At 67.1% G+C, this 9891-nt stretch carries 11 protein-coding genes and 1 other RNA gene; all 12 read right to left on the bottom strand.

Annotated features, from left to right (window positions below; translation table 11 throughout):
* Nucleotides 1–7 precede the first annotated feature (7 nt).
* The 12 genes from ACNJ7E_RS35600 to ftsE all read right to left on the bottom strand — a co-directional run bounded on the left by ACNJ7E_RS35600 (nucleotide 8) and on the right by ftsE (nucleotide 9883).
* A complete protein-coding gene (locus tag ACNJ7E_RS35600) occupies nucleotides 8–1177 on the bottom strand; it encodes an IS30 family transposase (RefSeq protein ID WP_418339463.1) in 1170 nt (389 codons plus the stop codon).
* Between the two features lie 82 nt (nucleotides 1178–1259).
* Complete coding sequence (locus ACNJ7E_RS35595) at nucleotides 1260–1991, bottom strand: DsbA family protein (protein WP_283354537.1); 732 nt, start codon at nucleotides 1989–1991, stop codon at nucleotides 1260–1262.
* Nucleotides 1992–2032: 41 nt separating this feature from the next.
* Complete coding sequence (locus ACNJ7E_RS35590) at nucleotides 2033–2521, bottom strand: MauE/DoxX family redox-associated membrane protein (protein WP_280781679.1); 489 nt, start codon at nucleotides 2519–2521, stop codon at nucleotides 2033–2035.
* A 26-nt stretch (nucleotides 2522–2547) separates the two neighbouring features.
* Nucleotides 2548–3774, bottom strand: a complete 1227-nt coding sequence (locus ACNJ7E_RS35585; RefSeq protein WP_280781678.1) for an MFS transporter — start codon at nucleotides 3772–3774, stop codon at nucleotides 2548–2550.
* Between the two features lie 59 nt (nucleotides 3775–3833).
* Nucleotides 3834–5465: a phosphoglucomutase (alpha-D-glucose-1,6-bisphosphate-dependent) gene (gene pgm / locus ACNJ7E_RS35580; protein ID WP_418342086.1), complete on the bottom strand. Its 1632-nt coding sequence runs from the start codon at nucleotides 5463–5465 to the stop codon at nucleotides 3834–3836.
* A 74-nt stretch (nucleotides 5466–5539) separates the two neighbouring features.
* A complete protein-coding gene (gene crcB / locus ACNJ7E_RS35575; RefSeq protein ID WP_280781676.1) occupies nucleotides 5540–5884 on the bottom strand; it encodes a fluoride efflux transporter CrcB in 345 nt (114 codons plus the stop codon).
* Entirely contained in the window at nucleotides 5881–6255 is a 375-nt protein-coding gene (locus tag ACNJ7E_RS35570; protein WP_037245290.1) for a fluoride efflux transporter FluC, read from the bottom strand. Before ACNJ7E_RS35570 ends, crcB begins: the two co-directional genes overlap by 4 nt.
* Before the next feature lie 86 nt (nucleotides 6256–6341).
* Nucleotides 6342–6713, bottom strand: a transfer-messenger RNA (tmRNA) gene (gene ssrA, locus ACNJ7E_RS35565).
* Between the two features lie 95 nt (nucleotides 6714–6808).
* Nucleotides 6809–7675, bottom strand: coding sequence for an EamA family transporter (locus ACNJ7E_RS35560; protein WP_489686853.1), 867 nt, complete (start codon nucleotides 7673–7675; stop codon nucleotides 6809–6811).
* Nucleotides 7672–8145, bottom strand: a complete 474-nt coding sequence (gene smpB, locus ACNJ7E_RS35555; protein WP_005240226.1) for an SsrA-binding protein SmpB — start codon at nucleotides 8143–8145, stop codon at nucleotides 7672–7674. Before smpB ends, ACNJ7E_RS35560 begins: the two co-directional genes overlap by 4 nt.
* 76 nt (nucleotides 8146–8221) lie before the next feature.
* On the bottom strand, nucleotides 8222–9127 hold the full coding sequence (ftsX, locus tag ACNJ7E_RS35550; RefSeq protein WP_112299333.1) for a permease-like cell division protein FtsX: 906 nt from the start codon (nucleotides 9125–9127) through the stop codon (nucleotides 8222–8224).
* Nucleotides 9128–9193: 66 nt separating this feature from the next.
* Nucleotides 9194–9883, bottom strand: coding sequence for a cell division ATP-binding protein FtsE (gene ftsE / locus ACNJ7E_RS35545; protein WP_005240222.1), 690 nt, complete (start codon nucleotides 9881–9883; stop codon nucleotides 9194–9196).
* Between the last annotated feature and the right edge of the window lie 8 nt (nucleotides 9884–9891).

Here is a 9891-nt window from a genome sequence, read left to right as displayed (position 1 = left end):
GGCGTTTTCAAGCGGCCGTCGCAACAACGAGTTTCCCGAGACGCTCGGCTGGACTGTCCCAGTCGAGCGTCATACGGGGACGACGATTGAGTTTATCGGCCACCACGTCGAGGTAGACCTCTTCGAACCCGTCCAACGCGATCCCCTTGGGGAAGTACTGGCGCAGCAAGCCGTTTGTGTTCTCGTTCGTCCCGCGCTGCCACGGCGAACGCGGATCACAGAAATACACCGGCACCCCCGTCTCGACAGTGAACCGGGCGTGCTGACTCATCTCCGCACCCTGATCCCAGGTGATCGACTTGGCAAGGTGCTGGGGAAGCTCGGTGATCTTGCGGGTCATCGCCGACCGCACCTGCTCGGCGGAATGCCCATCCGGCAGGTGCAACAGCATCACGAACCGGGTCGACCGCTCCACCAACGTCCCGATCGCCGACTTGTTGTTCGCCCCGATGATCAGATCGCCCTCCCAGTGCCCGGGCACCGCCCGGTCCTCGACCTCGGCGGGACGCTCGGAAATCATCACCATGTCCGGGAACTTCCCCCGCCGCTCACCGACCGTGCTTCGGTGTTTACGCAGGTAGCGGCCGGTCCGCAGATGGGCGGTCAGCTCCCGCGTCAACGCTCCCCGGGACTGGACGAACAACGCCTGATAGATCGATTCGTGTGACACCCACATCTCCGGCCGGCTCGGATACTCCCGCCTGAGCTTGTGCGAGATCTGCTGCGGTGACAAGTCCTCACCCAGCCACCCCTGCACCTGCTCCCGCAACTCGGCGTGGGCGGCGAGCTTGGCGGTCTTGGGGCGCCGGGCGCGGGCCTCGGCGTCCCGTTGGGCCCGTGAGGCCAGATACTTCCCGCGAGAGGACAACGCCCGCCGCAGTTCCCGGCTGATCGTGGACGGGCTGCGGCCCAGTGCGTGGGCGATCGCCCGGATCGTCCACCCGTCCCGGCGGAATTCGTCGATCTGCTCCCGCTCGGACAGCGACAGATACCGCCCCGACGGGGGAACAGGTCGGCGGGGACGCACTCCACCGACCTGCACCAGCCACCGCCGCATCTGGGTCAGCGAGACCTGCACCTCACACGCCGCGCTGACCGTGTCCTGCCCCGCCCGCAAACACTCCCAGAACTGCTCCCGCACTCGCCGCTCGATCGGCGGCCGCCCCTTGAACACCATCCACAACACCCTTCCTTACCAGGGATGTTGCGTCGACCGACTGAATACGCCTACCAAAAAGGCGCACGGGCGGCGGAGCCGCCTACAGCTGCGACACCCAGTTCTCGTTGGAGAGTGCATCGATCACGGTGCCGTCCTTGACCACGGCAGGGGTGCCGGTAGCGCCGCTCGCGGCGAGGGCCTGACGGCCCGCCTCGGCGTGCGCACGGGCCTGCTCGACCTTCGCACCGCTGGTGATGCACTGGACGGCCTCGTCGGACGCTCCGGCGTCGCCGGCGATCTGCGCGAGCTCCTCGTTGGTGTGATCGGAGCTGCCGTTCTCCTTCGGCTGGTTCGACGGGGAGAACAGCGCCGCGTGGAACGCCGAATACGCCACGGCGTCACCGGTTTCTGCGACGCACTCGGACGCCGCGACGGCGCGGGTGGAGTAGTCACCGCTGGCCGAGAGCTGGTCGAGGAAGTTCAGGACGTGGTAGCGGACCGCCACCTTGCCGTCGTCGATGGCCTGCGCGAGTTCCTGGCCGTTCTTGTTCTCGAGCTCGGCGCAGTACGGGCACATGGGATCTTCGAAGAGGTCGACCGTGGTGGCCGCGTCGGGGCGACCGAGAAGTACGACGCCGTCGTCCTGCAGCGCCACCTGGACCTCGGAGTTCTGGACCCCGCCGTAACCGTCGTTGCGCGGCTTGCTGCGGTTGCTCTGCCAGATCACACCACCGATGACCAGTACGGCGATGACCAGTACGGCGAGCCCACCGAGAATGTAGGTGGACCGGCTGGATTCCGGCTGCGGGTTGTACTTGTTCTTCGAGCTCACGTGGATGCAGTCCTTCGACGTCGGATCGATTTACCGAATGCTTACTCTGCCACCGTCTGCTGAGGGGTCACTGAGAAAGTGGTGCGGGAGCCGAGCCCCAGTGCGAACGGGGAACGGGGGAACACGATCAGCCACACGGCCAGTGCGAGGAATCCCACATCCCGGAGTATTTCCTTGGTGTAGTCCCAGCCGTTCACGTCGGCCGCACCGCCGCCGCCGAAGCATCCGCAGTCGATGGACAGTCCGCGGGCCCACACGGAGACGATCACGCCGATGAGCCCGAGCAGGAGCACGGCGGACACCGCGGCCGTGGCGCGGACGGCGAGCCCGATCAGCAGAAGCAGTCCGAGGGCGATCTCGAAGAACGGCAGCGTGTTCGCGACCGGCCGGACGAGGTCCTCGGGAAGCAGTTGGTAGGCGCGGACCGCGATGATCGTCTGGGCGGGGTCGGCGACTTTGAGTGCGCCGGAGACCAGCCAGACGGCGGCGAGAGACAGCCGGGCGAGAAGGGAGACGACCTTGATCCACACCCGAACGAGGGTACCGAAGACGCCGGTCAGACCGCCTCGACCGACACCTTGGGCGCCGGCTTGTTCGGCACGAGCAGCCAGCCCACTGCGGCGAGGAGCATGACCCCGCCGGTCACGCCGAATGCGACCGCGTACGACAGGTGCTGGGCGAGCAGACCCGCCCCGACCGGTCCGAGGACTCCGCCGACGTCGGCGACCATCTGGAAGGTGGCCAGCACGGGACCGCCGCGGGACTTCGCGCCCACGACGTCGGCGACCGCGGCTTGCTGCGCGGGGCTCATGACTCCGGAACCGATGCCTGCGATGCCGGACAGCACCAGGAACACGAGCAGGTTCTCGCTGAGGCCCATCCCGACGGTGCTGGCGCCGCACACCAGCAGTCCGAGCAGGACGAACAGCTTCCGGCCGTACACGTCGGACAATCGCCCGGACACGATGAGGACGAGCGCATTGCCGACGGCGAAGACGGTGAGGGCGATGCCGGCGAGGGCGGCGTCGCGGTGCAGCGCCTCGACGACGAACAGCGGGACCATCGCCACCCGCACTCCGAAGATCACCCCGCCGAACGCGAAATTCGAGCCGAGGGCGGCGCGGTAGACGGGCTGCCCGAGGGCCTCCCGCAGCGTCATGGTGGCACCGGCGGCGGTGGCGTCAGGCGCCGTCAGGTGCGAACCGCGCAGGCTCACGAAGACGACCGCGGCCGCGATGACGAGGGCGATCGCGTAGATGACGAACGGAACCCGGAGTCCGAATCCGACGAGCAGCCCGCCGACGAGGGGTCCGGAGATCGATCCCATCAGGAAGCTCGTCGCGTACAGCCCGGACACGCGACCGCGGCTGTCCACCGGTGCGATGCGGATCACCAGGCCCATCGCCGACACCGTGAACATCGTCGAGCCGATGCCGCCGAGTGCGCGGAAGACGAGCAACTGCCAGTAGTCCCCCGCGACCGCGCAGGCGGCGGTCGAGGCGGCGACGATCAGGAGTCCGGTGATGTAGACCGGCCGCTCCCCCAGTTTCTGCACGAGCCGGCCGCTGACCGGGGCGAAGACCAGGCGCATGAACGCGAAGGACGAGATCACGACGGTGGCCGCCGTCACGCTCACGTCGAAGCTGCGGGCGAACTGCGGGAGGGCGGGTGCGACGATCCCGAATCCGAGTGCGATGACGAAGCTGGCCGAGACCAGCACCCAGATTTCCGAGGGGAGCCGCGGGCTGCGCCCAGCGGGCAGCCCGGCTGCGCGAGTGTTCATAGTTGAATCCGATCGTAGGTGCCCCCGCTTCGGCGGCAGCACCTACCCCGGCCGAAGTTCTACTTCAGGACGTCCGCCACCAGTTCCTTGGCCGCCGCCTGCACCTGCGCGAGATGGTCCGGGCCTTTGAACGATTCGGCGTAGATCTTGTAGACGTCCTCGGTGCCCGACGGCCGCGCCGCGAACCACGCCGACTCGGTGGTGACCTTCAGCCCACCGAGGGCCGCCCCGTTACCCGGGGCACTCGTCAGCGTCGCGGTGATCGGCTCCCCGGCCAGTTCGGTGGCCGACACCTGTTCGGGCGACAGTTTCGCCAGCACCGCCTTCTGCTCCCGGGTGGCGGGGGCATCGATGCGGGCGTAGGCGGGGCTGCCGAACTGCTCTGCGAGTTCCCGGTACCGCACCGACGGTGTCTTGCCGGTCACCGCCGTCATCTCCGAGGCGAGCAGGGCCAGGATGATCCCGTCCTTGTCGGTGGTCCACACCCCGCCGTCGTGACGCAGGAACGACGCTCCCGCACTCTCCTCGCCACCGAAGCCGAGCGAGCCCTCGAGAAGACCGGGGACGAACCACTTGAATCCCACCGGCACTTCCAGCAGGTCGCGGCCGAGGCTTCCGACCACCCGGTCGATCATCGACGAACTGACGAGCGTCTTGCCCACCTTCACCGTCGAACCCCACCCCGTGCGGTGCGAGAACAGGTAGTCGATGGCCACCGCGAGGTAATGGTTGGGATTCATCAGTCCCCCATCGGGAGTGACGATCCCGTGCCGGTCCGCGTCGGCGTCGTTTCCGGTGGAGATGTCGAACCGGTCCTTGGCTCCGATCAGCGAGGCCATGGCGTCGGGCGACGAGCAGTCCATGCGGATCTTGCCGTCGGTGTCGAGGGTCATGAACCGCCACGTGGCGTCGACGAGCGGATTGACGACCTCGAGATCGAGCCGATGGGTGTCGGCGATCGCACCCCAGTAGTCGACGCTCGCTCCGCCCAGCGGGTCGGCGCCGATCCGCACTCCGGTGCTCCGGATGGCGTCGAGATCGAGGACGCTCGGCAGGTCGTCGATGTAGAAGCGGAGGAAGTCGTACCGCTCGGCCCGCTGGATCGCCCGGTCCGCGGACACTCTCCGCACACCCGAGAGGTCCCGGCGGAGTAAATCGTTGGCACGGTCGGCGATGATCGTCGTCGCCTCGGAGCCGGCGGGACCACCGTGCGGAGGGTTGTACTTGAAGCCGCCGTCGCGCGGCGGGTTGTGCGACGGCGTCACGACGATGCCGTCGGCCTGCGACTCCGGGCCGCTGCGGTTGTAGCGGAGAATCGCGTGACTGACCGCGGGGGTCGGGGTGTACCGGTTCCGCGAATCGATCAGCACCGTCACGTCGTTCGCGGCCAGCACCTCGAGAGCCGACGTCCACGCCGGCTCCGACAGGGCGTGGGTGTCGCGCCCGACGAACAGAGGACCGTCGATGCCCTGGGACGCCCGGTACTCGACGATGGCCTGGGTGGTGGCCAGGATGTGTGCCTCGTTGAAGGCATTGTCGAGGCTCGACCCCCGGTGGCCCGATGTCCCGAACACCACCTGCTGCAAGGGATTCTCGGGGTCGGGCACGCCGCTGTAGTACGCGGTCACCAGGTGCGCGATGTCTACGAGATCCTCCGGCAGTGCCACCTGACCCGCTCTGTCGTGCGCCACGAGACCTCCTGGAAATTCATCGGGATCGAACTCGACTACCCATCCATCCTGCACCCTCGCACCGGAGTCTGCCCTCAAGACGTCAATCGGAATCCCAGCCAGGCGGCGGCCAGCCCGGCTGCCACACTCGCGATCACGTAGACGACGGACGGGAGCGCCCGCCGGATCCGCAGCAGCCCCACCGATTCCACCGCGAACGTCGAGTACGTGGTCAGTCCGCCGCAGAAGCCCGTGCCCAGCAGGGCGAACGTCTGCTCGGACATCGATGCGCCCGACAGCAGTCCGAGGATCAGGCACCCGGCCACATTCACGAGGAAGGTGGCCACCGGAAAGCTGCGATACGAGTCGACGTACCGGCCGGTGAGGTATCGCGTCGCCGCACCGAGCGCGCCGCCGAGGGCCACGAGCAGAACGGTCATGCCGCCGCCTTCCGTGCCAGCCGATGCCGGTGACCGGCGAGCATCCCCAGCCGCGCCGCGAGCAGGGCCGGTATCAGGGTGGCCACCACGTAGAGCGTCGCGGTGACGGCGTCCTCCCGCACCGCGTCGACGGCGAACGTCGAAAACGTGGTGAAACCGCCGAGGACGCCGACGCCCAGGAACAGTCGCCACAACCGGTCCGGTCCGACCGTCTCGGCGAGGTAGCCGAGCAGCAGTGACCCGACCACGTTGATCAGCAGGACGGTCCAGATGCCCGGCCACAGCTCGGCCAACAGGAATCTCGCGGACGCACCGAGCGCACCGCCCAGGGCAACCACGGCCACCGGTTTCGTCAGGGACACGGCACACATCGTGTCACGGCGGCGGGTCGGGGCGTTCGAACTCCGCCGGGCACAAAAAATCCGGGCCGGACACCTGGTGGTGTCCGGCCCGGATCTGGTGGAGCTGCCGGGAATTGAACCCGGGTCCTCCGCAGCAAAGCTAGGGCTTCTCCGTGTGCAGTTTGCTATGTCTCTACTTGGATCTCCCAGTCTCGCAAACAAGCCAGGATGACGATCCCAGTCGCTGTTGGTTGTCCCATTCGACTCCGCGACCGAGTCGAACGGTAAAGCCCTCTAGCTGATGCCAGTACCCGGACCGAGGGCGAACCCGGACTGACAGACACGCAGTCGCTACTTAGGCAGCGAGTGCGTAGTCGCGCTGATTGGAATCGGCGCTTATATGTTTGCAGCGACGCTTACGGTGGTCTCTTGCCTGCACCGACACGCTTCCCCTACCTCAACGTACGCAGTCGAAACCGTTCAGCCCCGTACGTGCCCCACGAGTCTCGCGGGGCCACCTAGTGTAACGCGAACCCGGTCCGGTTTCATCCCGGTTTTCGTCCCGCGTGTCGGTGGCCGTATTTCAGCTGGCCACGGCGATCATTCCGACGGCCGCGAGGGCGAGGAGCATGCCCGCCTGCTGCATTCTGCTCACCCGCTCACCGAGCATCACCATCGCCAGCAACACGGTGGCGGCGGGGTACAGCGACCCGATCACGCTGACCAGCGACAGCAGCCCACCCTGGAACGCGTACATCATGGCCGCGTTGGCCAGGACGTCGAGGAAACTCACGTACACGGCGAGCTTGAGGGGTTCGCCGTGCGGCAGCACGAAGTGGCCGGCCGACAACGCGACGAGCCACACCACCGCGGTCGCCGCGGCACGGGACACGGCGAGTGCCCACATCCCGCCGTCGTCACCGATCTGGTGCAACGAGACGAAGGAGAGCGCGAACGCGATGCCGGATCCGACAGTCAGCAGCGCCACGGTCCGGGTGAAGCGCAGCACCCTGCCCCCGGCCACCTCCCCCGCGGTCTCGTCGGGAGATTCCCGGCTGACGAGGACCACGGCGACGAGGGCCACGGCGATCCCGACGTACGCAACGGGCCCGGGCCGCTCACCGAACGCGAGCCCGATCAGCACCGGAATCCCCGCGACCAGCACGGCCGTCAGCGGCGACACCACCGACATCGGTCCCGACGCCAGCGCGAGGTAGAACCACCAGACCGCCACGCCACCGGCCACTCCCGCCAGGGCTCCCCAGACGAGGGAGGCGGAGGTGAGGGTGCCCCCGGCGAACGGGGCGATCACGAGCACGATCAGCAACGACAGCGGGTACGACACGATGACGACGCGAAGCGCCGCCACCCGGCGGGACGCCACTCCCCCGATGAAATCGCTCACGCCGTAACCGATCGCGGCCACGAGCGCGAGCAGGATCGATGTCAGCGCATGCCCTTGACTCGGCGGCCGAGTTCGCGGGTCACCTCACGCTCGGCGGTCCGCCTGGCCAGATCCTGGCGCTTGTCGTAGTCCTGCTTACCCTTCGCGAGCGCGAGCTCCACCTTGACCTTGCCGTCGGAGAAGTACATCGACAGGGGAACCAGGGTCTGATTTCCCTCCCGCGTCTTGCCGACGAGATGCTCGATCTCCCGCTTGTGCAGCAGCAACTTCCGGGTACGGCGCGGCGCGTGGTTGGTCCACGTGCCCTGCGTGTATTCGGGAATGTGCAGGGAGCGCAGCCAGACCTCGCCGTCGTCGACGGTAGCGAACGCGTCGACCAGGGACGCCTTGCCCTCGCGCAGACTCTTCACCTCGGTACCGACGAGGGCGATCCCGGCCTCGTAGACGTCGAGGATGGTGTAGTTGTGACGCGCCTTGCGATTGGTCGCAATGACCTTGCGGCCCTTTTCCTTCACGTTCCGGGCCTTTCAGTCCGCGATGTCCGAGGTGAACAGTTCGTACCCTCCAGCATAGGAGAAGAGGCAAACCGAATTATTCGCGGACGTACAAGCGCAGGGTCACGTACGCGGTGACCGCCGCCATTCCGACGCCCACGAGCACCAGCACCGGTGAGACGAACAGCACGTCGCTGTTGGAGATCCTGGCCACGATGTTGGCCTCGTACACGTCGGCGAGCACGTCGTCGATGAACATGTTCTTCGCGGTGAACAGGCCGACGATGGCGAGGACGGCACCCACCAGCGCGGCGACCACCGCCTCGAGCAGGAACGGCAACTGCGTGTACCAGCGGGTGGCACCGACCAGCCTCATGATGCCGACCTCGGTGCGCCGGGTGAACGCGGCGATCTGAACCATGTTCGCGATCAGCAGGATTGCCGCGACGGCCTGCACGATCGCGATCGCGAACGCGGCGTTGCGGACACCGTTGAGGACGCTGAAGAGCCGCTCCACCAGCTCGCGCTGGTTGAGGACGCTCTCGACTCCCGGGCGGGTGCCGAACTTCTCGTTGATCACGCCGAACCGCTCGGGGTCGCTGAGCTTGACCTTGAACGAGGCCGGGAAGCTGTCGGGGCTGACGAGTGCGGCGAGCTCGGGCTGATCCTTGAACACCCGCTCCGTCGCGTCCTTCACGGCGTCGTCCCGGTTGAGGTACTCCACCGACACCACTGACGGGGTCTCCTCGAGTTCCGTGCGCAGCGTCTTGCAGATCTCCCCCTCGCAGCCCGGGTCCGACGTGGAGATGTCGTCGGTGAGGAAGATCTGCACCTCGACGCGGTCCAGGAAGATCTGCTGAGTCTTGCCGGCCATCTGCACCACCAGCAACCCGCTGCCGAACAGGCCGAGCGAAATTGCGGTGGTGAGGATCATCGCGATGGTCATGGTGACGTTGCGACGGAGTCCGGTCAGGACCTCACTGAAAATGAAACTGGCACGCATCGGGGAATCAGAGTCCTTCGTAGGAGGCTTGGGGACAGTACTGAGGCTGGAGTGCAGGGAGGGCGGCTAACGCCCCACGCCGTACACACCCCGAGCCTCGTCGCGCACCACTCTGCCGAGGTCCAGCTCCACCACGCGACGGCGCATCGAGTCGACGATGTGGTGGTCGTGGGTGGCCATCACCACCGTCGTTCCGGTGCGGTTGATCCGTTCGAGCAGCAGCATGATGTCCTGGCTCGTCTCCGGGTCGAGGTTTCCGGTGGGCTCGTCGCACAACAGCACCAGCGGCCGGTTCACGAACGCCCGCGCGATCGCGACGCGCTGCTGCTCACCGCCCGACAGTTCGGTGGGGAGACGGTCCGCCTTCCCGGACAGCCCGACCATCTCGAGCACCTCGGGGACGGTCCGGGAGATCATCGCGCGCGGCTTCCCGATCACCTCGAGCGCGAACGCGACGTTCTCGGACACGGTCTTCTTCTGCAGGAGCCGGAAGTCCTGGAAGACGACGCCCATGCTCTGCCGCAGCTTCGGCACGCGCCGGGCGGAAAGCTTGTTGACGTGGAAGTCCGCGATGTGAATGTCACCCGACGTCGGCGACTCCTCCTTGAGGAGCAGGCGCATGAAGGTCGACTTTCCCGAGCCCGACGGGCCGATGAGGAAGACGAACTCGCCCTTGTCCACCTCGACGCTCACCTTGTCCAGGGCGGGCCTCGTGGAGGTCTTGTACGACTTCGACACATTCTCGACGCTGATCACGAGGAGCC

Origin of the sequence: Rhodococcus mengyinensis, assembly GCF_048381435.1 — a bacterium.
GTDB classification, from domain to species: Bacteria; Actinomycetota; Actinomycetes; order Mycobacteriales; family Mycobacteriaceae; genus Rhodococcus_F; species Rhodococcus_F opacus_D.
Note: the sequence above shows the minus strand (reverse complement) of the source record. Positions and strands in the feature narration are given on the sequence as shown.

What these genes read in the sequence shown, in the direction of transcription:
- ACNJ7E_RS35585 (WP_280781678.1), bottom strand. Translation starts at nt 3,774, where the DNA reads ATGAACACTCGCGCAGCCGGGCTGCCCGCTGGGCGCAGCCCGCGGCTC.
- ftsX (WP_112299333.1), bottom strand. Translation starts at nt 9,127, where the DNA reads ATGCGTGCCAGTTTCATTTTCAGTGAGGTCCTGACCGGACTCCGTCGC.
- ACNJ7E_RS35570 (WP_037245290.1), bottom strand. Translation starts at nt 6,255, where the DNA reads ATGTGTGCCGTGTCCCTGACGAAACCGGTGGCCGTGGTTGCCCTGGGC.
- crcB (WP_280781676.1), bottom strand. Translation starts at nt 5,884, where the DNA reads ATGACCGTTCTGCTCGTGGCCCTCGGCGGCGCGCTCGGTGCGGCGACG.
- ACNJ7E_RS35600 (WP_418339463.1), bottom strand. Translation starts at nt 1,177, where the DNA reads ATGGTGTTCAAGGGGCGGCCGCCGATCGAGCGGCGAGTGCGGGAGCAG.